Annotated in this window: 20 protein-coding genes; 9 read left to right on the top strand and 11 right to left on the bottom strand. The window is 40.9% G+C overall.

Going from position 1 to position 26,369, the window contains the following annotated elements; genetic code table 11:
* Window positions 1-98: 98 nt before the first annotated feature.
* A complete protein-coding gene (locus tag FR932_RS15875) occupies window positions 99-713 on the bottom strand; it encodes a TetR/AcrR family transcriptional regulator (protein ID WP_019439653.1) in 615 nt (204 codons plus the stop codon).
* A 189-nt stretch (window positions 714-902) separates the two neighbouring features.
* Here FR932_RS15875 and FR932_RS15870 point away from each other — a divergent pair, with 189 nt between their 5' ends.
* Window positions 903-2,105 carry an efflux RND transporter periplasmic adaptor subunit gene (locus FR932_RS15870; RefSeq protein ID WP_019439652.1) on the top strand — a complete coding sequence of 401 codons (1,203 nt, stop codon included), beginning with the start codon at window positions 903-905 and terminating at the stop codon, window positions 2,103-2,105.
* Window positions 2,102-5,194, top strand: a complete 3,093-nt coding sequence (locus FR932_RS15865; protein WP_019439651.1) for an efflux RND transporter permease subunit — start codon at window positions 2,102-2,104, stop codon at window positions 5,192-5,194. Before FR932_RS15870 ends, FR932_RS15865 begins: the two co-directional genes overlap by 4 nt.
* A 113-nt stretch (window positions 5,195-5,307) precedes the next feature.
* Here the strand turns inward: FR932_RS15865 and aspA are convergent, their stop codons facing one another.
* On the bottom strand, window positions 5,308-6,759 hold the full coding sequence (gene aspA / locus FR932_RS15860; protein ID WP_019439650.1) for an aspartate ammonia-lyase: 1,452 nt from the start codon (window positions 6,757-6,759) through the stop codon (window positions 5,308-5,310).
* A 285-nt stretch (window positions 6,760-7,044) separates the two neighbouring features.
* Entirely contained in the window at window positions 7,045-8,430 is a 1,386-nt protein-coding gene (locus FR932_RS15855; protein WP_240532337.1) for an MATE family efflux transporter, read from the bottom strand.
* Window positions 8,431-8,725: 295 nt separating this feature from the next.
* On the opposite strand from FR932_RS15855, the gene FR932_RS15850 reads away from it, so the two are divergent.
* From FR932_RS15850 to FR932_RS15840, 3 genes are all read left to right on the top strand, one after another.
* Window positions 8,726-9,016: a co-chaperone GroES gene (locus tag FR932_RS15850; protein WP_019439648.1), complete on the top strand. Its 291-nt coding sequence runs from the start codon at window positions 8,726-8,728 to the stop codon at window positions 9,014-9,016.
* Window positions 9,017-9,096: 80 nt separating this feature from the next.
* Window positions 9,097-10,734: a chaperonin GroEL gene (groL, locus tag FR932_RS15845; protein WP_019439647.1), complete on the top strand. Its 1,638-nt coding sequence runs from the start codon at window positions 9,097-9,099 to the stop codon at window positions 10,732-10,734.
* A gap of 203 nt (window positions 10,735-10,937) precedes the next feature.
* Window positions 10,938-11,267 carry a VF530 family protein gene (locus tag FR932_RS15840; protein ID WP_019628959.1) on the top strand — a complete coding sequence of 110 codons (330 nt, stop codon included), beginning with the start codon at window positions 10,938-10,940 and terminating at the stop codon, window positions 11,265-11,267.
* Between the two features lie 242 nt (window positions 11,268-11,509).
* On the opposite strand, the gene FR932_RS15835 is transcribed toward FR932_RS15840, so the two are convergent.
* Both FR932_RS15835 and zigA read right to left on the bottom strand, forming a co-directional pair.
* The gene (locus tag FR932_RS15835; RefSeq protein WP_019439645.1) at window positions 11,510-12,220 is read right to left on the bottom strand and encodes a DUF1826 domain-containing protein; all 711 of its coding nucleotides are present in this window, start codon (window positions 12,218-12,220) and stop codon (window positions 11,510-11,512) included.
* Window positions 12,217-13,422, bottom strand: coding sequence for a zinc metallochaperone GTPase ZigA (gene zigA, locus FR932_RS15830; RefSeq protein WP_019439644.1), 1,206 nt, complete (start codon window positions 13,420-13,422; stop codon window positions 12,217-12,219). The genes FR932_RS15835 and zigA overlap by 4 nt, the downstream gene beginning before the upstream one ends.
* 281 nt (window positions 13,423-13,703) lie before the next feature.
* Between zigA and FR932_RS15825 the strand changes: the two genes are divergently transcribed.
* Entirely contained in the window at window positions 13,704-15,698 is a 1,995-nt protein-coding gene (locus FR932_RS15825; protein WP_019439643.1) for a bifunctional metallophosphatase/5'-nucleotidase, read from the top strand.
* A gap of 117 nt (window positions 15,699-15,815) precedes the next feature.
* Here FR932_RS15825 and acuI read toward each other — a convergent pair whose 3' ends face one another.
* The 5 genes from acuI to FR932_RS15800 all read right to left on the bottom strand — a co-directional run bounded on the left by acuI (window position 15,816) and on the right by FR932_RS15800 (window position 21,688).
* Window positions 15,816-16,799, bottom strand: a complete 984-nt coding sequence (gene acuI, locus FR932_RS15820; protein WP_019439642.1) for an acrylyl-CoA reductase (NADPH) — start codon at window positions 16,797-16,799, stop codon at window positions 15,816-15,818.
* 120 nt (window positions 16,800-16,919) lie between these two features.
* Window positions 16,920-17,555: an acrylate utilization transcriptional regulator AcuR gene (acuR, locus tag FR932_RS15815; protein WP_019439641.1), complete on the bottom strand. Its 636-nt coding sequence runs from the start codon at window positions 17,553-17,555 to the stop codon at window positions 16,920-16,922.
* A 165-nt stretch (window positions 17,556-17,720) separates the two neighbouring features.
* A complete protein-coding gene (locus FR932_RS15810; RefSeq protein WP_019439640.1) occupies window positions 17,721-18,989 on the bottom strand; it encodes an OmpP1/FadL family transporter in 1,269 nt (422 codons plus the stop codon).
* Between the two features lie 569 nt (window positions 18,990-19,558).
* Window positions 19,559-20,773 (bottom strand): OmpP1/FadL family transporter, encoded by a 1,215-nt coding sequence (locus FR932_RS15805; RefSeq protein WP_019439639.1) that lies wholly within the window; start codon window positions 20,771-20,773, stop codon window positions 19,559-19,561.
* 564 nt (window positions 20,774-21,337) lie between these two features.
* A complete protein-coding gene (locus FR932_RS15800) occupies window positions 21,338-21,688 on the bottom strand; it encodes a hypothetical protein (RefSeq protein WP_019439638.1) in 351 nt (116 codons plus the stop codon).
* A gap of 316 nt (window positions 21,689-22,004) precedes the next feature.
* Between FR932_RS15800 and FR932_RS15795 the strand changes: the two genes are divergently transcribed.
* Entirely contained in the window at window positions 22,005-23,300 is a 1,296-nt protein-coding gene (locus tag FR932_RS15795; RefSeq protein ID WP_019439637.1) for an NAD(P)/FAD-dependent oxidoreductase, read from the top strand.
* A 112-nt stretch (window positions 23,301-23,412) separates the two neighbouring features.
* Here the strand turns inward: FR932_RS15795 and epmB are convergent, their stop codons facing one another.
* Complete coding sequence (gene epmB, locus FR932_RS15790; RefSeq protein ID WP_026032019.1) at window positions 23,413-24,426, bottom strand: EF-P beta-lysylation protein EpmB; 1,014 nt, start codon at window positions 24,424-24,426, stop codon at window positions 23,413-23,415.
* 58 nt (window positions 24,427-24,484) lie between these two features.
* On the opposite strand from epmB, the gene efp reads away from it, so the two are divergent.
* Together efp and epmA are read left to right on the top strand one after the other, a co-directional pair.
* Window positions 24,485-25,051, top strand: coding sequence for an elongation factor P (gene efp, locus FR932_RS15785; protein ID WP_019439635.1), 567 nt, complete (start codon window positions 24,485-24,487; stop codon window positions 25,049-25,051).
* 288 nt (window positions 25,052-25,339) lie between these two features.
* Entirely contained in the window at window positions 25,340-26,314 is a 975-nt protein-coding gene (gene epmA / locus FR932_RS15780; RefSeq protein ID WP_019439634.1) for an elongation factor P--(R)-beta-lysine ligase, read from the top strand.
* Window positions 26,315-26,369: the final 55 nt, after the last annotated feature.

Genomic DNA, 26,369 nt, shown 5'->3' with positions numbered 1-26,369 from the left:
GCAATGTAACAAACAGGGTTATGCTCAGTGACATCGTAATACAGTATAACCCTGATTATTTATTTACTAAAAATGAAATGAAAGCAAAAACTTAGCCCTTAACCTAAACTTTGATATCCACGTACAAATAGACGCACAGAACGTTGTAAATAATGGTTAATTTCCTGCTCTGATAACGACTCTGCAATATTAAATTCTAATCGTGTCCACTGCTCACCTTTAATGATCGCCAGCAATTGAATGGCAGCTTCTCGACAATCTTCGATATCTAACTCGCCACGACGATGATATTCAGCTAAACAATTGGCCAGTTTGTCGATAACAAACAGTGGTCCAGCTTCAAAAAATAATTTGGATAAATGTGGATGAGCTACACATTCTGCGGCGCAGGTACGGTGTACGGCCATTGAATCTGTAGAGGTGATCATGGCAAAAAAACGTTGGGAAAATAACGTTAAAGTGGATTCCACTGGACCTAAATTCTCAGGTAACAGTTCTGTTACGCCCAATTGCTCACACTTATAGCTGATGGCAGTAATAAATAACTCATCTTTATTACCGAAGTGGCTATAGACAGTTTGTTTTGATACGCCTGCGAGTTTAGCAATGTGATCCATACTGGTCGCTGCATAACCATGCTGGGTAAACTGTAACGTTGCCGCATCAAGTATCTGATTCCGCTTTAATTCACTTTTTATTCTTGGTTTATTCATCTATTCATACCGCTAATAATTGAAGGTACACTGCCGCCAAAAATGTAAGTTATATGTTAATTTACACAAAATGGACTGTACGGTCTAGTTTGGTTCTGCTATCTTCATGACTAGACTGTTGAGTCTAGTTTATAAAAGAGCGAAACAAAAGCATTGCGTTGAATAGATCGCAAATAAAGGATAATGATTATGTTTAGAAAGAATTACCTCTCTGTACTGGATGTAAAATCAGCAAAGTGGCCAAGTATATTGCTAATTATGCTCACACTACAAGCGTGCGGTGAGGTTGTTGCTGATGAAACGCAGGTAGCGTCACAGTATTTACAAGCAAGTAGTGATCATTTAACGCAACAAGACAGTTATCAAGTTGAAAATAAGTTTGTCGGTAAGGTGATAGCGAAACAAGATGCGAACTTAGGGTTTGAATTTGCAGGCATCATTAAAACCATGCATGTGATTGAAGGGCAACAAGTGGTAAAGGGTCAATTACTGGCAGAGTTGAATACACAGTTGTTATTAATAGAGCGTAATCAACTTGAAGCTCAATTACAGCAAGCACAAGCTGAATTTGATTTGATCGAAGCGAATCTAACACGATTAAACTCATTGAGTAAGCGTGGTTTTACCTCGGAACAAAACATTGATGAATTGACGTCGCAAAAACGGGTGATTGCCGCCAATATTCGCAGTACCTTGTCGGCATTGGATGCAAGCCAGTATCGTATTGATAAATCAAAGTTGTTAGCGCCATTTACTGGCATTATTAGTAGCCGAAAAATCGCTCAAGGTGAAGTATTAGCTGCAGGTACAACGGCATTTAGGTTATTACAAACAGGTAATTCTGAAGTGACGATAGGTGTGCCAGCCAGTTTTATCAAGCAGCTTAATGGCAAGGATCATCAGATCGAGATCGCAGGTGTTAACTATCCCGCGACACTGTTAAGTATGGGGAATGAAGTCGATACTGTGACGCGAACAATTAGTTTACGCTTTGCATTAGCGGATAATAGCGCTGTTTATAACGGTCAATTGGCTTATCTCGCCTTGTCGCAAGAATATCAGCAAGTCGGTTATTGGATCCCATTAAGTGCCATTACGGATGGGGTTCGCGGAATGTGGAATATTTATACCTTAGAGCAAGATTTAGCCCTGCGCGATCTTGAAGATCCTGCCGTCGATAATCAGACATTATTTCAATTAAAAAGTACCACGGTGACGGTATTACATGCCACTGAAACGGCTGCGTATGTGCAAGGTGATTTGAAACGCAATCAAGCTTATGTGAAGACGGGAATTCATCGTTTTGTACCCGGACAGCGAGTGACGGTTAACCATCATCAGGCATTGGCTAATCAAGCAATAGATAAAAGCGCCTTGGGGAATAAATTATGATTAAGGCGTTTACGGAAAACAACCGCCTGATGGCCCTGTTGATTATTTTACTGATTGTGGCGGGGTTAGGTTCATTATCGACATTACCGCGTACGGAGGATCCTAGGATCACCAACCGGAATGCGAGTGTGTTGACCATGTTACCTGGCGCTAGCGCTGAACGTGTCGAAGCCTTAGTGACTGAAAAAATAGAGCAGAAACTACGTAAACTAGCTGATATTAAACGCATTACTTCTACATCGCGCGCTGGTATATCAATTGTACAGTTAGAGTTACACGATAATAATTATGATCCTGTACCCGTTTGGTCGCGGGTGCGCGATCTACTTAATGATGTGACCAGTGAATTGCCTTCATCGGCTGTCGCGCCACGGTTAGAAGACGATCGTGGTTACGCTTATACGCAATTAATTGCGATAAAATGGCAGGGTGATAGCGCTGTTGATTTAACTACCTTAGGTCGTTATGGCAAAGAATTACAAAATCAATTAAAGGTGATTTCAGGCACCGATATTGTCAGTTTGTTTGGTCGCGGTGAAGAACAAATATTGGTGGAAATAGATAAGCATTTAGCGGCTAACTTATCGTTATCGACACAAACTATTTCCAACATTATTTTAGCTGCGGATGCTAAAGTATCTGCTGGTAATATCATTAATGATTACAATCAGATGCAGATCGAAGTGGCAGGATCGTTTGATTCTGTCGATCGGATCCGCCAGATCCCGTTGCTCAATGACAACAAAGGTGGTGTGGTTCGACTCGGTGATATAGCTCAGATCAGTAAAAAATTACAGTGGCCAGCGCAAGAAATCGCACTGGTTGATGGTCAATATGCGGTGGTGGTATCCACGCGCATGTTACCGAATTTACGGATTGATAAATGGAGTGCTGAAGTGGATAAGGTGGTTGCGGGCTTTAACTTGCAATTACCGTCTTCACTAACTACTGAAGTTTTGTTTGATCAATCTCAGTACACTGAAGATCGACTACAAGGATTAGTAGAAAACATCTTGATTGGTTTCTCGCTGATCGCCGTTGTGTTATTTGTGACTTTAGGCTGGCGTGCGGCATTAATCGTTACCTTGTCCTTACCGCTAACAGTCTTATTTACGCTAACGGTGATGAACTATTACGGCTTACCTATTCATCAAATGTCAGTGACGGGCTTGGTTGTCGCACTCGGTATCATGGTAGATAACGCGATTGTCATGGCGGATACGATCCAGAAACGTCGCCAGCAAGGCTTAAGTGCTCGCGTTGCAGTACAGGGTGCTATCAAGCATTTATGGTTACCTTTATTAGGATCGACGTTAACCACAATATTAGCCTTTATGCCGATTGTGATGATGCCGGGTCCATCAGGTGAGTTCGTCAGTGGTATTGCCTTAAGCGTTATCTTTGCCTTAATTGGTTCATACTTAGTATCACATACGATTGTTGCTGGTTTATCAGGGCAGTTCCTGACGGGTAATGCGGAAGGTGAATCAGCAAAGCCAGCGACTTGGTATAATAACGGTATTGAATTAGCGGGTTTAGCCAAGGTTTTCCGTCAATCTTTGGTTCTGGTTTTATCTCGGCCAAAACTCAGTATCGCCTTGGTGTTCATCTTACCCTTAAGTGGCTTTATACTGGCAAAGCATTTGGATGAGCAGTTCTTTCCGGCATCGGATCGTGACATGTTTCATATCGAATTATTCATGCCAGTACAAACCAGTATTATCGCTACCGAAGCCATGACTAACACCATTAGCGATTTGCTCGTACAACAGCAAGGGATCAGTAAAGTGCGTTGGTTTATTGGTAACAATGCCCCGTCGTTTTATTATAATTTGATGCCGAATAAAGATGGTGCTCAGTATTATGCCCAAGCTATGGTCACTGGTGATAGTTTTCAACGTGTTAATGAGTTGATACCGGCATTACAAATATTACTTGATGATGCTATCCCACAAGCGCAGATTTTAGTGCGTAAGCTAGAACAAGGCCCCCCGTTTAGAGCGCCGATTGAGTTACGTTTGTTTGGCCCTAATTTGGATACCCTGAAAAGCTTAGGTGATGAGGCGAGAAGGATCTTAATTGGTACCGAAAACGTTATTCATACACGGGCGACTATTCAACCTGGTTTGCCAAAAGTATGGCTAAAAATTAATGAAGACGTCAGTCAATTAGCCGGTTTGACCCTGACAGATGTGGCGACCCAATTACAATCTACACTACATGGCACGGTGAATGGCTCGATTATCGAGGGCACAGAATCAATCCCTGTTCGTGTTCGTGTTGCCAATGATGAGCGCAGTAGCTTGTCTGACTTAGCCAATATCAGTCTGAGTTCGCCGCAATCCCAAAGCAGTATTCCGCTGGTGGCCTTAACTGAGTTATCTTTGATGCCAAGTCGTGGTGCAATTCCACATCGCGATGGTGTACGGGTTAATACGGTGGAAGGTTATTTAGTATCTGGGGTATTACCGTCAACGGTATTGAGTGACTTTTCTGCGCGCTTAGCCAAGGAAAACTTTGTGCTACCGCCGGGTTATCGGATGGAGTTTGGTGGTGAATCGGCAAAACGTAATGATGCCGTCGGTAATTTGTTAGCCAGTGTTGGTGTGATCATGATGTTACTGATTATTATCGTGGTACTGTCGTTTAATTCGTTCCGTTTGGGTGGTGTCATTGTTTTGTCTGCGATGCAATCTGTGGGATTAGGACTGCTGAGCGTGTATGTGTTTAATTATCCGTTTGGGTTTACCGTGATCATTGGTTTGTTAGGGCTGATGGGGTTAGCGATTAATGCCGCGATTGTTATTCTGGCTGAATTAAAGTCAGATCCCAAAGCTGTTGCTGGTGATCGTGATGCCATTATTAATGCTATTACCAGTTGTACTCGTCATATTTCTTCGACGACTATTACCACTGTGGGTGGCTTCTTACCGCTTATCTTAGCGGGTGGTGGTTTCTGGCCGCCATTTGCCATTGCTATCGCTGGTGGTACGGTACTCACGACGTTATTATCGTTTTACTTTGTACCGGCAATATTCGTATTAATGAGCCGGAAAAAGGCCTTTGAAGTGACAACTGTTGCGGCTTAATCATAACGCTGTGCCTGAGGTAATTTAAAGCATAAAAATCCCCGTTACTGTTTATGGCAGTCACGGGGATTTTTATTTAAGCGGTTAATTTATTTTAATATCGTCAGTTTTATTTAAACTGCTTTAGCAAAACGTTGCGCTGTGTATTTTGGATTCATTAAGTTTTCAATCGAGAATATTTCATCTAATTCAGTTGCAGATAATAATCCACGCTCTAGTACTACTTCACGTACGCTCTTACCTGTTTCAGCACAGATGCGACCGATTGTATCGCCTTCATGATGACCAATGAAAGGGTTTAAGTACGTGATGATACCAATTGAATTTAATACGAAGTCTAGGCATACCTTGCGATTAGCCGTAATACCTTTCACACATTTATCTTGTAGTGTGATGCAGGCATTTTCTAATAACGACAATGATTCAAACAGACATTGACCTATCACAGGCTCCATTACGTTTAATTGTAATTGACCCGCTTCGGCAGCCATAGTGATTGTTAAGTCATTACCACAGACTTTAAATGCGACTTGATTAACTACTTCAGGAATCACTGGGTTTACTTTCGCGGGCATGATTGATGAACCTGCTTGCATTTCTGGTAAATTGATTTCGTTTAAGCCAGTACGAGGGCCTGAAGAAAGTAGACGTAAATCGTTACAGATCTTCGACATTTTTACCGCTAAACGTTTTAATCCGCTCGACAACATCACATAAGCGCCGCAGTCAGAAGTTGCTTCAACTAAATCTTCTGCAGGTACAAATGCATGACCGGTAATGTCTGCTAGTTTTTCAATTGCTAGTTCAGAATAGCCCACTGGCGAGTTTAAACCAGTACCGATTGCTGTTGCACCCAAGTTGATTTCAAGCAGTAATTCTTGGCAACGTTTAATGCTTTTGATTTCTTCTTTTAGGGTAATACCAAACGCACGGAACTCTTGACCTAATGTCATCGGTACAGCGTCTTGTAACTGGGTTCGGCCCATTTTTAGTACGCCGTTGAACTCTTCGGATTTCACTAAGAAAGTGTCGCTTAATGAGGTTAACGCAGCTAATACAGCGTTTGAACGTTCGAATAAGGCAACACGAAAACCGGTAGGGTAGGCATCGTTAGTACTTTGACTTTTATTGACGTGATCATTGGGATTGATGTGAGCATAAGCGCCTTTAGCATGACCCATTTGCTCTAAGGCAATATTGGCGATCACTTCATTGGTATTCATGTTTACTGATGTACCGGCACCACCTTGGAAAGCATCAATTGGGAATTGATTGTAGAAGTGGTCGGTTGCTAGCAGTGTGTCACAGGCTTTGACGATCGCGTCACTGATGTCTTCAGGAATAGTGCCCAAAATACCATTAGCCAATGCGGCTGCTTTTTTGGTTTTTACCATACCGCGTACAAATTCGGGACAGTCACCGATTTTCTCATTACTGATGCGGAAGTTTTCCATTGCACGTAATGTATGAATACCGTAGTACGCTTGTGCAGGTATTTTTTTAACACCTAATAAGTCAGTTTCTAGGCGGGTTTCTTGAGAAAAATCGGTTGCTAATACAGTCATTCGTACACTCTGCTATGTTATCTAAACGTAGGGGGAATTCAAAATTTATGAGCGGATAATACGTTGTATTTTTGTTAATAAACGGGCTTGGATCACCTTTTTAAACAAAGTTTTAAAGGTACTAGATATATTTGATTTTGGCTTAAGATACAGCAAGGTTGCTGGATTATTAGTGCATATTCACAGTGTAAATTGGATATTTAGGGCGGGATCCATTAACACTGGGAAATTGATGAATATGTATGCAGCTAAACAGAATCGAGTGTGCAGAGTCGAGTGATTTATTTAATGACTTAGTTGCTCGCTTAATTCATCGCTTCGTTGCTTGTTTAACTCAGCACGTAATTCGAGTTGTAATTTTTGGGCATAATACAAAGCCACTAAACCGACTAAAACATTGGCCCCAGCAATACCAAAGAAGATACCTTTTTCACCATAGTAGAAGCCGCCAATACTCGACAAACTTATGATTAACAGTGAGCGTAATACACTGAGACTCAAGGCTGAAATAGGGCGGTTTAAGCCATTTAGACTCGATGCTATCGCCATCATAATACCTTGCATCGCAAAGGATGCTGGAATGATATAGAGGTATAAAGATAAGTGAGTGATCACTGCGCTTTCATCACTAAATAAAGTGGCGATGTAGGGGGCGGTTAACGCAATCAGTAGATAAATACTCAGTTGTGATATTAATGAATAACGGATCGCTAATCTGATTGCAGTTAAACAACGTTGTGGCTTATTGGCTGATGAATTTTGGGCGATGAAAGGCGAGAGCATTGAACTCACCGCGATCATACCAATTAATAAAATGGCCTCTAACCGTGTACCCGCACCGTAAGCGGCGACTGCAGTGGTGCTAAACGCGGCCAATTGCCACATGATAAAAGCATTGTTGACTGGGCTAAGCATATTCGTTATCGAGGCTGGCATACCTATTGCAGCAATTTTACGCCAATTTTTAAGCATATTAGCAAGGTTAGGTTTCGTTAATAGCAGTAACTGTTCACGATAGCGTAATAGGTATATAGCCACCGCAAAGGTAATTAACCATGACAGACCTGAAGCAATCGCAGCCCCTTTGACGCCGAGTTCAGGGAACGGACCAATGCCAAAAATTAATAATGGGTCGAGTACGCCATTCATAAAACCAGCTATGATCATGACTCTGCTTGGGGTTTTGGTATCACCCGTTGCGCGGATAGCGGCGTTGCCTACCATAGGGATGACTAAAAAGGGGATCGCGACATACCAATAGAACATGTAATCTTGGATATACACCATCAAGGTATCGCTGGCACCCAGTAATCTAAATAGCGGCTGAATAGTACTAATCCCTAACGCTGCAACGATAATCACAGTAGTAAGTGCTAACAATAATCCGTCAGACGTTAATCGTGCTGCATCTTGATGCTGGCCTTGCCCTAATAAACGCGCTAAACAGGCTGATAAACCAGTCCCTAATCCCATTGCTAACGCAGAGACAAAAAAGGTCACTGGGAAAGTAAAGCTGATTGCAGCTAATGCCTGGGTTCCTAGCAAGCTGACAAAGTAAGTATCCACTAAGCTAAAACCAAGCACGGCTAATAAACCGTAACCCATAGGCACAGCCATTTTTGTCATTACCTGAGAAACGGGAGCAGAGAGCAGACCGTGTTTATCTTTCAATTCGATTACCTAATATTGCGTGTATAAATTTGAATATTTTGATCGGGCTATTTTACTCTTTTCTGCGTCAACCAACAGCCTTGTATCGTCGTTTTACCTGACATTTACACTTCTGTTTATGGCGACAAGTCTAAAACTTGTTAGAAACCTACTTACAAGGCGTGATTTTCTTAACTATTTTTAACTTTTCCCTTGAGTTGGAAAGCAGTTGCCCCGATATATTACTGCATAGTCATGGTTCGGTAAATAATCGGCCATTGATATTCGCAATATGTATTCTTTAGGAGATCTTCAAATGACAATTCGTCCACTACACGATCGTGTGATCGTTCGTCGCCAAGAGCAAGAAACTAAATCAGCAGGCGGTATCGTACTTACTGGTGCATCTGCGTCACTATCTACTCGCGGTGAAGTTATTGCTGTTGGTAACGGTCGCTTAATTGATAGCGGTGAAGTACGCCCTTTAGCAGTTAGCGTTGGCGACATAGTTATTTTTAGTGAAGGTTATGGCGTTAAAGCTGAAAAGATTGATGGTAAAGAAGTTTTAATCATGAGCGAAGCCGATATTTTAGCTGTAGTTGAATAAATCTTAGTATTTATTTCAGATAGCGCTAAACCCATAAATTAATAGATCGATATTAACAGATTTTAAAAGGATTATTGAAGATGGCTAAAGACGTAAAATTCGGCTTAGACGCACGTGATAAAATGCTTAACGGCGTAAACATCCTAGCGAACGCAGTAAAAGTAACATTGGGTCCTAAAGGCCGTAACGTTGTTATCGATAAAAGCTTCGGCGCACCACTTATCACTAAAGATGGTGTAACAGTAGCAAAAGAAATCGAACTAGCAGACAAATTCGAAAACATGGGCGCACAAATGCTGAAAGAAGTTTCTTCTCAAGCAAATGAAGCGGCTGGCGACGGTACAACAACGGCAACAGTACTTGCACAAGCGATTGTGAACGAAGGTCTGAAAGCGGTTGCTGCTGGCATGAACCCAATGGATCTGAAACGCGGTATTGACCAAGCGGTTAAAGCAGCGGTTGCAGAACTTAAAAACTTATCTGTACCTTGTTCAGATACCAAAGCGGTTGAGCAAGTTGGTACTATCTCTGCAAACTCTGATTCAAGCGTTGGTAAAATCATTGCAGAAGCAATGGAACGTGTTGGTAAAGAAGGTGTTATTACGGTTGAAGACGGCCAAGCACTAGAAGACGAACTAGACGTTGTTGAAGGTATGCAGTTTGACCGTGGTTACCTATCTCCTTACTTCGTGACAAACCAAGAAACGGGTAGCGTGGAATTAGAATCACCATTTATCTTACTAGTCGATAAAAAAGTGTCTAACATCCGCGAACTACTACCTGTACTTGAAGGCGTAGCAAAAGCATCTAAGCCACTATTAATCATTGCTGAAGATCTTGAAGGCGAAGCGCTAGCGACATTAGTTGTGAACAACATGCGCGGTATCGTGAAAGTTGCTGCTGTTAAAGCACCTGGTTTCGGTGATCGTCGTAAAGCGATGTTACAAGATATTGCGGTACTAACTGCGGGTACGGTTATCTCTGAAGAGATTGGCATGGAGCTAGAAAAAGCAACTGTTGCTGAACTAGGTCAAGCTAAACGTATCATCATCACTAAAGATGAAACAACGATCATTGACGGTATCGGTGAAGAAACGACTATCCAAAGCCGTGTAACGCAGATCCGTAAGCAAATTGAAGATTCATCTTCAGATTACGATAAAGAAAAACTACAAGAACGTGTAGCGAAACTTTCTGGTGGTGTTGCGGTAATTAAAGTTGGCGCAGCAACTGAAATCGAAATGAAAGAGAAAAAAGCCCGCGTTGATGATGCCCTACACGCAACACGTGCTGCTGTTGAAGAAGGCGTTGTTGCTGGTGGTGGTGTTGCACTTGTACGTGCTGCTGCTGCAATCAAAGGTCTTGAAGGTGAAAACCAAGATCAAAACGTAGGTATTAGAGTTGCACTAACTGCAATGGAAGCACCATTACGTCAAATCGTACAAAATGCCGGTGATGAAGCATCTGTTGTTGCTAACAACGTACGTGAAGGTAAAGGTAGCTATGGTTACAACGCTGGTTCTGGCGAATACGGCGACATGATTGAGATGGGTATTTTAGATCCAACTAAAGTAACACGTTCAGCACTACAATTTGCTGCATCTGTTGCGGGTCTAATGATCACAACTGAAGCGATGATCACTGATACACCAGTTGATGCATCTGCTCCAGCTATGCCTGACATGGGTGGTATGGGTGGCATGGGCGGCATGATGTAATCTGCGGAAACGCGATTATATCTCTGCTGTTAGCGATTAAACGCTAAGCCTCAGAAATTTAAAAAGCCTTAATCTGATATGTAATATCGTGATTAAGGCTTTTTTTATACGTAAAGGTTATGCTTTTACCTGAGTGAAACGCATAAGTCTGTCAATATTGAGGAAACTTGTTACAATGCTTTTTTTTTGATTTTAGGTAGACTATGAATAATAGTAATGATCCGCTACACGGCGTTAAACTTGAACAGATCCTTATCGAACTAGAGAAGAAAATTGGTTGGGAGAAGATGGGTGAGTTGCTTAATATTCGTTGTTTTACCAATAAAGCGCGTCTTAAATCAAGTTTGAAATTTCTGCGTACAACCCCTTGGGCACGCAGTAGAGTTGAAATTTTATACCTAAAAACATTTTGTAGTAAGCATAAAGAAACGGGGAAATTAATCAGGGCGATACTCGCGCAGAATGCAGGAGTAGCAGAAACGACTTCTACCGAGCCCGCTCCCTTTGTTTGGCCAACACCGAAAAAAAAATAGACTTATGATACTTTGAGAACATAAGTATTTGAAAATATTGTATGCTTTTATTCAAAATAAGAGCATATTCATGATTACACCATATTCGGCTATACCGACACGATCAAAGATATTAAACATCATATCAAAAATGGTTATTGATAATCCTCTCCCTATCATTAACAACATAATAACGAATAGCCCAGCGAATAAATCCTTTTTTATACCCTCGCATGATATTGCGATGTGGTGTCTGTTTATTTTTAATCACTAATAAAGTCGAGGGTTAGAAATAATCTACGTTCGCCTTGAGAAGTTTCTGGTGAGCGATGAACTAGGCCTGCCCCTGCGTTATCATTCCAATTCTCGCCTTTGAGTAATGCAATATCACCCCGCGTTAGTTTATTTATATCTGCGATATCTTGCATTAAACCGGATTGTTCATCGGTTGTGTCTTGGTATTCTGCGCCTAGTTTCGTGCGATCAATGACACTATTATTCAGCCATTGTGTGCCCATGCCTGTGTATGTTGTCACTAAACGGCAAGGTATGCGGTCAACATGAAAACGGGGGCACATAGCTTGGTCGAGTATGGTTAATCTTAACCCTGCTTGTTTGAGGTCAAACAGGCAACAAAACATATCAACTAATAAGGAAATATCATCAATTAACCTTGTTATTTCGTCTGATTTTTCAAACTTTTCACTCAACACGTCAAAGCAATCTTCTGGCGTGACAACCAATAATAACCTTAATGCAGGCTTATGTTCTAGCAACTGGTTAACCGCGGTCGTTAATTGCTTATCAAGGTGACGCTGCCAAACCGCAATGTTTATATCATCTTGGTATATATCAGTTAAGACGCCAGCGTTATAGCCTTCAGCTAAGCCCTGTGTATGCAAGTCGGGAATAGTCTGGTTAGGCTGGATTTGTGTGTTAGCCAGGATGTTATTGCTAATGCTTAAGGTGCTCATTCGTTTTCCTCCCATTTTGGAAAAGGGTCGTTTAATGTTGCCCAGAAATGCTTACCTTTTAGTAATTCATCCTCAGTTAATAGGCATTCATCCAACGCGTTCATCATTCGCTTTTGATCTAAATTTTGGCCAATAAATACCAATTCTTGGCGCATATCACCAAAGGGTTCAACCCATTGTTTTTGTATCTCATCGAGTGACGGCTGATCTGTTGGCCAGTCTTTCTCTGGAATTGATTTCCAAAACATACCAGCAAAACCATAGCGTGCAATTCCACCGGCTTGGCTCCATTGGCCGCAAAATTGCGGCCGAGAAGCTAACCAAAAGTAACCTTTGGAGCGGATCAGTTTGCCAAACTGCTCTGTGTTGTGCAGAAATTGATAAAACTTTGCTGGATTAAATGGTTTTCGTGCAACATAGTTAAAACTACTAATACCGTATTCTTCTGTTTCAGGTATTTTTTCACCTCGTATTTCTTTGAGCCAACCTGGTGCTTCTTCTGCGTGTGCAAAGTCAAACAAACCCGTGTTTAGTACATCACCGATATCAACCTTACCTAAAGAGATGGGGATAACTTTAGCGCGTGTATTAAGCACTTTAAGGATGGCGTGAAGTCGTTCTATGTCAGCAGGTTTAACTAAATCAGTTTTACTGATAAGAATAACATCGGCAAATTCGACTTGATCAACTAATAAATCTGTTACGCTTCGCTCATCTTCATCGCCAAGATGCTCGCCTGTTTCACGTAGATATTTTGCGTCATCATAATCGGTCAAAAAATTAACCGCATCAACGACAGTCACCATGGTGTCGAGTGTCGCTACGTCTGATAATGAAATGCCATTTTCATCGGCAAAAGTAAATGTTTCAGCGACGGGGAGTGGCTCCGAAATACCAGTAGATTCAATGACGAGGTAATCAAATCGACCGTCTTTTGCTAATTTATCGACTTCTAATAGAAGGTCTTCACGTAGTGTGCAACATATGCAGCCATTACTCATTTCGACAAGCTTTTCGTCACTCTGATTGAGTGATACTTCACTTTTCACAAAGGCGGCATCAATGTTTATCTCACTCATGTCATTAACAATGACAGCCACTTTTTTTCCCTCACGGTTATGAAGGATATGTTTAAGTACGGTTGTTTTTCCTGCGCCAAGAAAGCCAGAGAGTACAGTGACAGGTAGCTTTTGTTTCACCATGATCATATCTACGTTTTTAATAGGTAGTTGTTATGTTATAACATAACAACTTGCTGTCAAAGTAAATATTCAAAAAAGTATTATTTAGTAACTATGTCCACTTCCTGATATCTCGTCGTCTATATGTTGCGTGCTGCATTATTATTGGTATAGTGCTGCTGAAAATGTGTCGCAGCTTAGTTTAACTTTACTAGGTTTAATTTTACTTAGTGTAATCTCGTTAATGTTAGTTGTTATTATTTAACACATTCAATCTTAATTTCTGACCGTAAAGGAATATCATGACGTTTTCAAAACCACTTACTGCACGTTTAACCGCTGTTTCTGTTGCCTTACTGCTCGCTGGTTGCGCGCAAACGTCGCAACCAGACGATGTCTTTAATCTGACTGTTGCCCATATCAATGATACCCATTCTAACTTCGATCCCGTTAAATCAAGTTTCACTGCCAACGGCGATACTGTATATAACGAATTTGGCGGTCATCCGCGTTTGAAAACTATGTCTGATGCTTACAAAGAACAAGCGCAGCAAAATGATGACAGCTTTTTATTCTTACACGGTGGTGATGCGTGGCAGGGCAGTGCGTACTTTAAGTTGAATGAAGGCGCTATGAATGCAGACATCTTAAGCCTATTCGGTATCGATGCGATGGCATTGGGTAATCATGAATTTGATTTGAACAATACCAAGCTTAATCAATTTATCAGTGATATTAATTTCCCTGTATTAGCAGCAAACATTGATGCCAGTGAAGATGCGGATTTAAAAGACCAAACCAATTTACGCCCTTTCATGGTTTACGCATTTGATGGCAATAATAAAACGGCTATTCGCGATTTAGATAACCTACCAACAGATAAAGACTTGGTCGCTGTATTTGGCTTAGCACTCGATAACATGCCAAATATCGCGCCGAATACCGGTGATATCAAATTCTTAAACATGGTGACCTCTGCGCAAGCAACCGTTGATATGTTGAAAGCCAAAGGTGTGAACAACATTATCGCGTTAACCCATATCGGTAATGCGGTAGACGTTGATGTCGCCAGTAAAGTAAACGGTATTGATTTGATCGTCGGTGGTCACTCACATACGTTACTAGGTGACTTCACTAATCTAGGTTTACACAATAACGGCACGTATGCACAGATAGTTAAAAATCCAGATAACATGGGCAAAACTTGTGTTGTACAAGCGGGTGAATATGCACAAGCTATCGGTCGTTTACAAGTAAGCTTTAATCAACAAGGCGACATTGTTAACTGTAATGGACACAATGTGTTGTTGAGTAACGATGAGTTTTATTCACAGCCATCACGCCATGATGATGAGAAATTTGATAGTGTAGCGACGCAAGATGTGGTTGAATTTATTGACCAAGCTGAGAACATCACCATTACCGCTGAAGAAGCGGCAATGCGTCAACGTATTGATGTGAACTACAAGCCTGCAGTTAATCAAGCATACGGCAAGACAATTGCGCAAGTACCGGTAGAGTTAAAGCATGAACGTCGCCCGGGTGATCGCGGCAGTGACAAACACGGTTCTGATGTTGCACCTATCCTAGCGGAAGGCCAATACTTCTGGGCTAATACAGCTGAAGTACAACAAGTTACGGGCATGAAAGTTGATTTTGCCTTAATCGGTGCTGGTGGCATTCGTACCAACATTGAAGCGGGTGAATATCGTCAAGGGAACGTGTCGTTAGAAATGCTGCCATTCGCTAACTTTATGTCAGTTGTTCCTGTATCGGGTAAAGTAATTAAAACCCTGATTAACGATACGGTAAGCGCAACATTAGCGGCCGGTTCACACGCAGGTAAATTCCCGTATGGCGGTCACATTCGCTATAGCTACACAGAAACAGTCGCGAACAAAGCCGGTAAAGTTGATTTTGTGGAAGTGATGACGGGTACTGAAGCTGCGCCATCATGGACTGCGATTGAAGAAAGCAAAACTTACAACGTCGCGTTAAATAATTATAACGCGACGGGTAATGACGGTTGGACGCCACTGTATGAAGCACAGAAGAACAGTTCTAAACGTGTTGATTTAGCATTCGTAGATGGCAAACTAACCGGTTTTAAAGTAAAGAATATTGTTAAGGTTGGTAAAAAGTACCAAGTAAATTACCAAGGTGATGCGCCAAACTGTAAAGCGGATAACACAGTATGTAATACCGATGCGCAAGCAGTGATGAATTACATTGATAGTGAACGTAATACGTTAACGCCGCTAGGTTATGAAGTGGTGACGTTTAATCGCGCGCAGTAATGACCTTAGATAATAGATAGATAATGATTTAAAGTCAGCTTAAGTGATTTTGGATAAAGAAAAGGCGCATCAAGTGATGCGCCTTTTGCCATTCTAATTAGCGGTTTTAATTAGTTATTATTTTTGAATATTAACCAATACACGACCACGTACTTTACCGGCCATTAAATCATGTGCCGTTGCTACTGCGTCTTCTAAGCCGATTTCAGTGCCGATAGAAGTGAAGTCATCAGTGGTTAGGATCTCTGCTAAACGAGCCCATGCTTCTTCTCTGTCCGCGATAGGGCGCATTACACTGTCGATACCTGCTAAGGTAATACCACGTAAAATGAAAGGTGCAACACTTGCAGGGAAATCCATACCTTGTGCTAGACCACAAGCCGTTACCACACCGCCATATTTAAGACCTGCACATACATTTGTTAGTGTATGGCTACCCACAGAATCAACCGCTGCAGCCCAACGTTCTTTAACCATAGGGCGGCCTGCTTCAGATAAGGTATTGCGATCAATGATCTCTGACGCGCCTAATGCTTTTAAGTAATCCGCTTCTTCAGGACGACCTGTTGATGCGATAACGTTATAACCGAGTTTAGATAAGATTGTGATCGCAAAGCTACCCACACCACCGTTAGCGCCTGTTACTAATACATCGCCTTTTTCAGGTGTGATGCCGTGACGTTCTAAGGCAATTACTGATAACATTGCAGTATAACCAGCTGTACCGATTGCCATTGCTTGTTTAGCCGTTAAGCCTGCTGGTAATTTGATTAACCAATCACTGTTTAGGCGGGCTTTTTCTGCCAGGCCACCCCAATGTTTTTCACCAACACCGAAACCGTTTAATAATACTTGATCGCCAGCTTGGAATTTATCGCTGTTGCTTTGCGTCACAGTACCAACAAGATCGATACCTGGCACCATAGGGAAGCTGCGTACTACTGGGCCTTTACCTGTGATTGCTAAACCGTCTTTAAAGTTAAGCGTGCTGTAAGCAACATCAATGCTGACATCACCAGCAGGCAGTTGTGATTCATCAATTGATTGTACTGACGCTGTATATTGGTCGTCATTTTTTTCGATTAAAATACCTTTAAACATGCTTAGCTCCTAATATAGACTGATCGTCTATTAAAATGTAAAAAAATTTTAATAATGCCTTGTTCGTTATTCCTAAGCTAGGAGTTAAGAAATCTAGAGAACAAGACACCTATGATTATGTTAGCTGGTGGCGATACTGGCAATAAACATCGCGATATATAAATCTAACGGTTGCACTGATTGTACGAGTCGAGCCCGCATCACTGCACCTTCCCAGCCAATCCAAAATAATTCAGCTTGCTGCGCGCAGTTAATATCATTTTTTATATCACCTTGTTGCTTGGCAGCCTCTAAACAGGCTTGTATCTTACTTTCCCACACGGCAAAGATGTTTTGCAGTACAAGACGATAACTGTCGGGTAATATAGCCACTTCTTGGCCTAAATTACCGACTAGACAGCCACGCTTGAATTCAAACTTTACGATGCCCTGTTTAGCGCCATCGGCAAATTTCACAATACGCTGTAATGGTGCGATTGATTCATCTAATAAGCACTTATCCAGCTTAGCAGCAAAATAGCTAGCGTAGTTATCAATCACTGCCTGACCAAAATCTTCCTTACTTTTAAAGTAATGATAGAAAGATCCTTTTGGTACACCGACCTTTTTCAAGATACCGTCGATACCTGCAGCGGCAAAGCCACTCTCAGTTAATACTTCGACACCACTGCGAATTAACATTGCGCGGGTATCGGTATTTTCACGGGCTACTTTGGGTGGTCTACCTCGGCGAGGTTTAGCTTTAATGTCTGTCATATTTTCCATAACGCTGATTATAGACTGGTCGTCTAGTTAATTGCAATGCGTAGATGTAACAAAGATCCTTAAACAGGATCTTTGTTGATTTGGATCAGAAAACAAAAAAGACAGCCGAGGCTGTCTTTTTAATGCAAAGTTGAACTGCTTAATATAAGGCTTGGATTAGAAGCTGTAGTTCATTTGTGCTGAGTAGATGTACGCATCGCCACTTGAAGTGAATGAAGTGCCTTCTTCTTCAAATGTAATTTCGTCACCTGCAACTAGCGCTGCTGCGAAATCAAATGATAGTGCTTGTGATGCTTTATATGTAACACCTGCTGTGTACCAATGGCGATCTGTATCTGGGATACTTAATGTTGCTTCACCAGCTTGTTCATCAAGAGCATAACCAGCGCGCAATGTGAAAGCTTCTGAAAGATAGTATTCACCACCGATTGCATAACGGCTAGAGTTATTAAAGTCTTCTTTTTTAACTAAGCAAGTACCTGGGCCTGCACCAGTGATATCATTACATTCAGCACCTTTAGCTTCAATATCACCAAAGTCAGACCAAGTTGTGTACATCCAGCTATATGATACTGCGAACTTGTCTGTTAGTTTATGGTAACCAGATACTTCTAAAATAGAAGGTAAGTTAATATCTAATGTACCATCAACAGTTTTTTGACCCACAAATGGTGATAGGGCTCCGGCTGTTGTATCTCCTCTTGAAGCTGCTGATGTTGATGTACCTTTGTAATCACCTTCAAGTTCAGTTTTAACTTTTGATTTGTAGCTAATACCTAAGCGGTTATTTTTATTGATTTCATATAATGCACCAACGTTCCAACCGAAACCATAGCCATCACCTTCCATAGTTGCAGCATTTGTATCTTGCGGTAGAAGAGTGCCGGTATAGCCAACGTTTCGCTCTAATTCTGCAGTTGCGTATACTAGGCTTACACCTGCACCTACGCTAAGTTGCTCATTTAGACGGTAAGAGATATTTGGATTGAAATTTACAGATACAATATGTGTTGTGCCTGCAATTGCACCTGCAGCATAGTCATCTGGATACTCAGTACCAGTACCATAGTTAGAGTAAATCGCTAAACCTACAGCAACTTTTTCGTTGATTGGTTGGATATAATACATAGCAGGAACAGCTTGTGCTGGTGCTACATCATTAGTGTCTAAACCAGGCGTTGTACTTGTAACGTCAATCTCTGGCGTTACATAAGAACCCACAACTGAAAGTTGCGCTTTATCAAAAGTTGCCATTAATGCAGGGTTACGTGCAAGTGATGCTGCGTCGTCGCCGATTGCTGCTTCACCAGCGAATGCGCGGCCTAGACCTGACGCTGAATGTTCGCTAACTTGGAAACCAGCAGCGTGAACTTGGCTTGCTGCAAGTAATGCTGTAACTGCTAGAGCAACTTTATTAATTCTCATGTAAACCGCCATATAAAATTAGAATTTATGAATGTGATATTAGGGTCAAATAAAATGAACTTTTTAAATGCCCTTTAAATCTTGTACTGAAATCTAATTCTTTCGTATTAGATCGTAAAGACATTTTTATAGTCTTTTATGACTAGGTGTCTAATTTTCTAATACTTTATGGAGTCCAACATTTGGTTAACAATCATTTCATTTAATCAACAATTAAATATAAGTGGTTGTTATACAAGTTTAATGTAGGCTTTTTGAAGTGTTGAGAAATACTAAAACCAAACTGCTCTGATCTGTTTGCAAATATTTTAAATTTTACTAAGAGAGCGCTTTAGTTGTAGAGCTAAGACTCTATAAAATAGCGCTTTTTTTACGCTTTATAACAAAAAAGTATATATTTAGAGGTGTCTATAATGTTTTTTATAGTTTTTTTGAACTATATATTTTATTAATTGCATCTTTATTTGAAGGATTATTAATAGAAGAGGGGAGTTTTGGTTGGGCTAAATTAAGGGAAATGCCATCCAATAAGATGGACGGCATTTAAATATGACTTTAATTTCGATTAATTAGAAACTGTAGTTCATCTGTGCTGAGTATATCCAAGCATCACCTTTAGAAGAGAATGTTTTAGTTCCGCCAAGTGGGATGTCTTCATCAAAAGTAATTTCTTTACCTGCAATGAAAGCCGCACCCATATCAAACGACAGAGATTGAGTTGCTTTATATGTCATACCGGCGGTATACCATTGTCGATCGGAATCTGGAATACTTAAAGTGGACTCTGCGGCTTGTTCATCATAAGCATAACCAACACGTAGCGTTAGGTTTTCTGTTGCATAATATTCGGTGCCAATTGAATAGCGGCTTGAGTTACTAAAGTTTTCTTCTTTTTTCAGTACCTCTACGCCATTTAAATCATAGGCAATAATATCGCCAAAATCCGACCAGGTTGTGTATTGCCAGCTATAAGATACTGCAAATTGGTTTGTTAGTTTGTGATAGCCTGAAAGTTCTAAAATGGCAGGGAGGGTATTTTCCATGGTGCCATCAATATCATTCACGGGCAGTATCGCACCTGGATACCTGCCTGAATAAGTGCCTTCAAGCTCCATCTTTGAACTGTGTTTATAGCTAATACCAAAGCGATTGTTTTCATTTACTTCATATAATGCACCTACATTCCAGCTGAAATTAATTCCATCACCTTCCATTTCAGCTGCTTGCATTTGCGGCAGTCCAGGTGATAGATGGATACTTCTTTTCAGCTCTGCGGTTGAATAAATTGCACTTACACCGGCACCTATACTAAATTGTTCGTTAATTCGATAAGAAATATTTGGGTTAAATGTTGCAGTGACAATATGTGTGGTGCCTGCTGCTGCATTATTAACATAATCATCAGCGTATTCAGTACCAGTGCCAAAGTTTGAGTACATGGCTAAACCAAATGCCCACTCATCATTGATAGGTTGGATATAATACATAGCAGGCACAACGGCCGCAGGAGCGACATCGCTTGCGCTGTTATTGTCGTTATGACCTGTAATATTCACATCCGGTGCCACATACGAACCAACAACGGATAGTTGCGCACGATCAAAAGTCGCCATTAATGCCGGGTTACGTGCTAATGATGCTGCATCATCACCAATTGCAGCTTCACCGGCAAATGCACGGCCTAAACCTGATGCTGAGTGTTCATTTATTTGGAAACCTGAAGCGTGAACTTGGCTGGCTGCCAGTAATGTTGTAATAGCAAAAGCGACTTTATTTATTCTCATGATCCCTACCTAATTGAATGAAAATTAAAATTCTGAATATGGGTATTAATTAAGGACAACGACCTGTGTTTCGGTGTTGAAATCTTGATAAGGAATCTAGTTCTTTAGTGGTAATGCGTAAATATGTTTATAGAATGAGGTTTATAACATTCACGACTAAAGATGTTCTTTAGCCTAGCCAGATCGATTTATATGATTTTAATATCGAGTTTTTATTACTATTAAACCCCTGTTATTTAATGATTTTTGTTGTTTTGTTTTGAACGAGAGGAATTAACGTTAGGCTTGTTTGTAAAGGAGGGTAAAGTTAATTTTTAAGATTTAATAATTAGAGTTCTGGCACTATCTATGACGTACTAAACCAGTGAATTAAACTGCTTTTAATTAAATCAACGAGGTATGTGTAAAGTAATGCTATTTATGCAGATGATTATGTTTACGTTGTTTTACAGAGTCAAAAAAAGCGGCTAATGCCGCTTTTCTTTTTAGCGTCAATAAGGCTTAGGTAAGCCATTATTTTTTGCTTTATCTAGCGATGCTATTTACCGATATTATTTACCGGCGTTATTCACCAATATTACTTGGTTTACTCTGTTTCTTCTCTTTTAGTTGCTCTGAGAATTGACCAAGTACAGTGTGCATTTGTTGTAACTTACCTAGGAATGTTGCGATTGCCACATCAAACCCATCTTCGTCCGTTTTTGGTAATGCTTGCTGATCGTCAACTAACTCTTCCATATAAGGTAGGAAACGATTTGAATTTGCTTTAAAGCCACTATCAGCTGCAAAGATAGCGCTAAATTTACCCATTTTACGTTTGCTTAATAACGTTAAAAATTCATCAGCCTCAATCGCTGGGTGGTAAAAGCCTTTAAGCTGTGCAGTTAGCTGTTCATGAAGTTGTTGATTTGTCATTGCGCTGGGCTCTTATCAATAAATGGGTCGGTATTATAAGCATCTTGAGCTCGATTGGGTATCACATTTTTATATATATTGAAGGCGAGGGTGGTTACATATTAATATGCTAAATGTGATCCAGCTCAATTTTGCTAGATCTAAACCTTAAAATCATGCTTTAATACTCAGTCAATGGAATGAGTAGCAAGATAAGCATCTGCTTAGTTGTATCAGTTAACGGTAGTTGAAATAGTCGTTGAACAATCATTAAGATCGCCATGGTTAAGGGTTGTTTTAGTACTGTTAACTGATATATCTATGAGGACTTAATAAGATGAAAAAAATTCTTGTGATCGGAGGCGGTGCTGGTGGCCTTGAGCTTGCTACACAACTGGGTCGTAAATTGGGTAAAAAAGGCAAAGCCAACATTACGCTGATTGATCGTAATAAAACCCACCTGTGGAAGCCGTTATTACACGAAGTTGCTACGGGTTCATTGGATACCGGTATTGATGCATTAAGTTATGCAGCACATGCGAAGAATCAAGGTTTTGATTTTCAGCTAGGTAGTTTTTCAGGTTTAGACCGTGAAACGAAGACCGTGACGATTGCACCTTTGTATAATGACTGTGACGAATTATTAATTGCCGAACGTACCTTACAATACGATTATTTAGTATTGGCGATTGGTAGCATGTGTAATGACTTTAATACCAAAGGTGTTAAAGACAACTGTATTTTCTTAGATAGCCCAGATCAAGCACATCGTTTCCATAAAGAATTGTTAAATGCATTCTTGTTACATGGCGCGAACAAAGATAAAGATGCCAAAGTAAATATCGCTATCGTTGGTGCGGGGGCAACGGGTGTTGAGCTTTCAGCTGAACTACACAATACGGCATCACAATTATCGGCTTACGGTTTTACCAATGTAAATCAAGAATCGTTAAATGTAACACTAGTAGAAGCTGGCAAAAGTATTTTACCGGCATTACCGGCGCGTATTTCTGCTGCTGCGCACCACGAATTAACTAAAATTGGTGTTGATGTTCGCACCGAGACGATGGTGACGGAAGCGAACAGTGAAGGTTTGGTGACTAAAGATGGTGAACAAATTCCTGCGTCATTAATGGTATGGGCTGCGGGCATTAAAGCGCCAGACTTTATGAAAGATATTGCAGGCCTAGAAACCAATCGTATTAACCAGATTGTGGTGAAAGGTAGTTTACAAGCAAGCCGTGATGACAGTATTTTTGTGATTGGCGATTTAGCATCGTGCGCGCAAGCTGATGGTTCATTTGTACCGCCACGTGCGCAAGCTGCACATCAAATGGCGACAGTTGCGTTTAAAAATATCATGACGCTGATGCAAGGTGGTTCGACGCTAAAACCATTCGTTTATCACGATCATGGTTCATTGGTATCGCTAAGTAGCTTTAGTACTGTGGGTAGCCTGATGGGCAACTTAACGAAAGGCAGCATGATGGTTGAAGGCCGTATTGCCAGAATGGTATATATTTCACTGTACCGCATGCACCAAATTGCCTTACATGGTTATGTGAAAACAGGCTTGATGATGCTGGTTGGTAGTTTAAACCGGGTATTACGCCCAACGCTTAAATTGCATTAGATAAAATTGTCATTTAGGACATAAATGCTAAGACGAAAAAAGGAATGATTTTATGGTCATTCCTTTTTTATCTGAATTTTACGATCTTAATTTTATAAATGGCTAAGGGTTACTAAATCGCAATCGGTGTTTTACTTTTCTCACCACCAATCTCGCGTACTAATTTGGGCACTAAAAATCCCGGTAACCGTAATAATAGTTTATTCATTAGTGTGACGGCTTTTTCTTCCGGCACTTCAAAGTGACTCGCACCTTCGACTCTATCTAGCACATGCAAGTAATAAGGTTGGATACGGTTATCAAACAGACGCTCATGTAGTTCCACTAAATCGTCGGCATTATCATTAATATCAGCCAGTAATACCGCCTGATTATATAAGCTGATCCCTGCATTGGTGAGTTTTGCCAATGCGTCGGGTAGTTCTGCGGCGAGCTCATTAGGGTGATTGATATGTAATACTACACTACAGCGTAAACTTGATTGTTTTAACAGGTTAACGAATTCATCGGTCACACGGCTAGGCATGACCACGGGCAAACGGGTATGGATACGCAGGCGCTTAAGGTGTGGGATCTGTTCTAATTGTTCAACCAGCCAACCGAGTTGTTCGTCATTGGCCATGAGCGGATCGCCGCCACTGAAAATCACTTCGATGATCTCGGGTTTAGAACGAATATAATCTATCGCTTGTTGCCATTCATGCTTGTTATTACTATTGTCTTGATAAGGGAAGTGACGACGGAAACAGTAACGACAATTGATTGCGCAACCACCGCGGACAATAAACAGTACTCGGTTAGTGTATTTGTGCAGTAATCCAGGCACGACAGATTCATGTTCATCAAGCGGATCTTTAATGAATCCGGCCTTTTGAATGAACTCTTGCTGCTTGGGCATCACTTGTAAAAATAGTGGGTCTTTAGGGTTCCCTTTTTCCATGCGTTCGACAAACGATAGCGGTACGCGCATAGGGAATAACTGTCTTGCCGCAAAATCTGCTTGGAAAGTTGTCTCGGGAAGTTCTAGTATAAAAAGTAGCTTTCTGGGATCTGAAATGGCATTTGCTAAGTCTTTTTTCCAATTTTCCTGCATCTTTGCTCCATTTCGGGTTATCATTTGCGGCATTATTGAACTCTAATTATTCAATTCTAATTATTGAAATCTATTTTTTCATGAGGATAACATGGCAACATACAAAACTAGTGATTTTAAAGGCGGTTTAAAATTCATGCTTGATAATGAGCCTTGCTCTATTATGGAACATGATCATGTAAAACCAGGTAAAGGCCAAGCATTTCATCGCGTTAAAGTTCGTCGTTTAGTTTCTGGTAAAATTCTAGAAAAAACATTTAAGTCTGGCGAAACTGTTGAAGCTGCAGACGTAATGGAAATAGAATTAGCGTATCTATATAACGATGGCGAATACTTCCATTTTATGAACAATGAGTCGTTTGAGCAAGTTGAAGCTGACGTAAAAGCAGTTGGCGATACGGCTAAATGGTTAGTTGAACAAGATATCTGCGTTATTACTACGTGGAACGATAACCCAATTGCTGTTACACCACCAAACTTTGTTGAATTGGAAGTGACAGAAACAGATCCTGGCCTAAAAGGCGACACACAGGGTACAGGTGGTAAACCTGCAACATTGACTACTGGTGCCGTTGTACGCGTACCACTATTCATCCAAATCGGTGAAGTAGTTAAAGTTGATACACGTACTGGCGAATATGTTGGTCGTGTTAAATAAGTTGATTATGCGCTAACGACATTAGTGTTAATGAACGATAAAATGCCAGTCTTTGACTGGCATTTTAGTTTTTGGAAAACCATAATATAAATTTCGATAATTAAATGCTCTAAATAATATTACTCCTGCAAACCGCTCAAGACATCCATGTTCGCTTAGACAAGGCCATCCATGGCCATGTATGTTTGCGATAGCAATAATATTTCTCTGCACAGTGGTTTATAGGAATGGGTATTATGCAGACGATGAATAGCATTAACTTTTTAGGTTATGATAACCGGAGTGGATATGAGTGAATTAAATTGGCAACCGAGTGCAAGTTTTCCAGCGTTACGTGCGCGAGCATCGGTATTAAATACCATCCGTGAGTTCTTTGCGACACGTGATGTATTAGAAGTTGATACGCCAGCGATGAGCCAAGCAGCTGTAACAGATGTACATTTAGATGCCTTTAGCACCGAATTTGTTGGTCCTGGTTACAGCCAAGGTCTGCCTTTATATCTGCAAACATCACCTGAATTCCATATGAAAAGATTGCTAGCAGCAGGCAGTGGTTGTATTTATCAGATGAGTAAATCGTTCCGTAACGAAGAAGCTGGGCGTCATCATAATCCTGAATTCACTATGCTGGAATGGTATCGCATCGGCTTTGATCATTTTCAATTAATGGATGAAATGTCAGAACTACTGACTTTGGTATTAAGCACAGGTAAAGCGCAGCGCTTCACTTATCAAAACGCATTCAAACAATTTTTACAGCTAGACCCGTTAACCGCGACGATGGATGAATTACGCCAAGCGGCAAAACCGTACGGGGTTTATGACGTATTAGAGAATGAACCTGATCGAGATACTATCTTACAGCTGTTATTTTACGTGGGTGTCGAGAGCCAAATTGGCCAAAACGTGCCGTGCTTTATTTACGACTTCCCTGCATCGCAAGCGGCATTAGCGCGCATTAGCGCACAAGATACACGGGTGGCAGAGCGCTTTGAAGTGTATTTTAAAGGCATTGAATTAGCCAATGGCTTTCATGAACTAGCCGATGCGCAAGAGCAATTAAGACGTTTTAAAGCCGATAATGCGAAGCGTAAGACCATGGATTTATCTGAGCAACCTATCGACTATCATCTGATTGATGCGTTAACGGCTGGCTTCCCTGACTGCGCTGGCGTGGCGTTAGGTATCGATCGCTTAGTGATGCTGATGATGGGGGCAAATAGCCTTGATGAGGTTATTGCCTTTCCCACCCCGAGAGCTTAAATTACCCGGATAAAAAAGGGTGAGATAACGATACGTTACTCACCCTTTTCGCTGT

Origin of the sequence: Moritella marina ATCC 15381 (genome assembly GCF_008931805.1) — a bacterium.
GTDB classification, from domain to species: Bacteria; Pseudomonadota; Gammaproteobacteria; order Enterobacterales; family Moritellaceae; genus Moritella; species Moritella marina.
This window is presented reverse-complemented; position numbering and strand designations above follow the sequence as displayed.

What these genes read in the sequence shown, in the direction of transcription:
- FR932_RS15875 (WP_019439653.1), bottom strand. Translation starts at nt 713, where the DNA reads ATGAATAAACCAAGAATAAAAAGTGAATTAAAGCGGAATCAGATACTT.
- FR932_RS15870 (WP_019439652.1), top strand. Translation starts at nt 903, where the DNA reads ATGTTTAGAAAGAATTACCTCTCTGTACTGGATGTAAAATCAGCAAAG.
- FR932_RS15865 (WP_019439651.1), top strand. Translation starts at nt 2,102, where the DNA reads ATGATTAAGGCGTTTACGGAAAACAACCGCCTGATGGCCCTGTTGATT.
- aspA (WP_019439650.1), bottom strand. Translation starts at nt 6,759, where the DNA reads ATGACTGTATTAGCAACCGATTTTTCTCAAGAAACCCGCCTAGAAACT.
- FR932_RS15850 (WP_019439648.1), top strand. Translation starts at nt 8,726, where the DNA reads ATGACAATTCGTCCACTACACGATCGTGTGATCGTTCGTCGCCAAGAG.
- groL (WP_019439647.1), top strand. Translation starts at nt 9,097, where the DNA reads ATGGCTAAAGACGTAAAATTCGGCTTAGACGCACGTGATAAAATGCTT.
- FR932_RS15840 (WP_019628959.1), top strand. Translation starts at nt 10,938, where the DNA reads ATGAATAATAGTAATGATCCGCTACACGGCGTTAAACTTGAACAGATC.
- FR932_RS15835 (WP_019439645.1), bottom strand. Translation starts at nt 12,220, where the DNA reads ATGAGCACCTTAAGCATTAGCAATAACATCCTGGCTAACACACAAATC.
- zigA (WP_019439644.1), bottom strand. Translation starts at nt 13,422, where the DNA reads ATGGTGAAACAAAAGCTACCTGTCACTGTACTCTCTGGCTTTCTTGGC.
- FR932_RS15825 (WP_019439643.1), top strand. Translation starts at nt 13,704, where the DNA reads ATGACGTTTTCAAAACCACTTACTGCACGTTTAACCGCTGTTTCTGTT.
- acuI (WP_019439642.1), bottom strand. Translation starts at nt 16,799, where the DNA reads ATGTTTAAAGGTATTTTAATCGAAAAAAATGACGACCAATATACAGCG.
- acuR (WP_019439641.1), bottom strand. Translation starts at nt 17,555, where the DNA reads ATGACAGACATTAAAGCTAAACCTCGCCGAGGTAGACCACCCAAAGTA.
- FR932_RS15810 (WP_019439640.1), bottom strand. Translation starts at nt 18,989, where the DNA reads ATGAGAATTAATAAAGTTGCTCTAGCAGTTACAGCATTACTTGCAGCA.
- FR932_RS15805 (WP_019439639.1), bottom strand. Translation starts at nt 20,773, where the DNA reads ATGAGAATAAATAAAGTCGCTTTTGCTATTACAACATTACTGGCAGCC.
- FR932_RS15800 (WP_019439638.1), bottom strand. Translation starts at nt 21,688, where the DNA reads ATGACAAATCAACAACTTCATGAACAGCTAACTGCACAGCTTAAAGGC.
- FR932_RS15795 (WP_019439637.1), top strand. Translation starts at nt 22,005, where the DNA reads ATGAAAAAAATTCTTGTGATCGGAGGCGGTGCTGGTGGCCTTGAGCTT.
- epmB (WP_026032019.1), bottom strand. Translation starts at nt 24,426, where the DNA reads ATGCCGCAAATGATAACCCGAAATGGAGCAAAGATGCAGGAAAATTGG.
- efp (WP_019439635.1), top strand. Translation starts at nt 24,485, where the DNA reads ATGGCAACATACAAAACTAGTGATTTTAAAGGCGGTTTAAAATTCATG.
- epmA (WP_019439634.1), top strand. Translation starts at nt 25,340, where the DNA reads ATGAGTGAATTAAATTGGCAACCGAGTGCAAGTTTTCCAGCGTTACGT.